The organism is Klebsiella sp. K5-306 (assembly GCF_051835185.1).
GTDB lineage: Bacteria > Pseudomonadota > Gammaproteobacteria > Enterobacterales > Enterobacteriaceae > Klebsiella > Klebsiella oxytoca.
In genome coordinates this window covers 1-838 of sequence record NZ_JAIFJY010000062.1, presented here as the reverse complement: position 1 = coordinate 838, position 838 = coordinate 1, and the positions used below count along the sequence as shown (strand labels likewise).

At 51.0% G+C, this 838-nt stretch carries 1 protein-coding gene and 1 pseudogene; both read right to left on the bottom strand.

The genetic code is table 11. From position 1 onward, the window contains the following. Nucleotides 1-91: pseudogene (locus tag K2184_RS28990) on the bottom strand (IS6 family transposase); the annotation flags it as partial. A gap of 69 nt (nucleotides 92-160) precedes the next feature. Continuing rightward, on the bottom strand, nucleotides 161-838 hold a 678-nt coding region (locus K2184_RS28985), incomplete at its 5' end, for a Tn3 family transposase (RefSeq protein WP_139113997.1).

The window sequence follows — 838 nt, the reverse complement described above, 5'->3', positions numbered from 1 at the left end:
GCTCACGGTAACTGATGCCGTATTTGCAGTACCAGCGTACGGCCCACAGAATGATGTCACGCTGAAAATGCCGGCCTTTGAATGGGTTCATGTACAGCTCCATCAGCAAAAGGGGATGATAAGTTTAGGGGTCTGACGCTCAGTGGAACGAAAACTCACGTTAAGCAACGTTTTCTGCCTCTGACGCCTCTTTTAATGGTCTCAGATGTCCTTTGGTCACCAGTTCTGCCAGCGTGAAGGAATAATGGCCGAGCATATTGATATGTCCGTGGCAAAGCGGGGAGAGGCGTGCGATATCTTCATCATTCAGTGTTTCACCCTGCGCCCGGAGATGATCCAGGGCTGCCTGCATATAAATAGTGTTCCATAACACGACGGCGTTAGTGACCAGCCCCAGTGTGCCCAGTTGATCTTCCTGACCGTCGGTATATCGTTTTCTTATCTCACCTTTTTGACCGTGACAGATGGCTCTGGCAACGGCATGGCGACTTTCTCCCCGATTAAGCTGGGTCAGAATGCGCCGGCGGTAATCTTCATCATCAATATAATTAAGCAGATACAGCGTTTTGTTGATGCGCCCCACTTCAATGATTGCCTGAGTCAGTCCGGAAGGACGTTCACTTTTCAGCAATGAACGGACCAGCACTGAAACCTGTACTTTGCCCAGCTTCAGGGAGCCAGCGGTCCGGATCATTTCGTCCCACTGAAGGACTATTTTTCGGGGATCTGATTGCCCTCTGGCAATATCATTCAGCACGCCATAGTCGGCATCATGGTCCATTCGCCAGAAAACCGAAGCACCGGCATCAGCCAGGCGTGGAGAAAACTGGTATCCCAG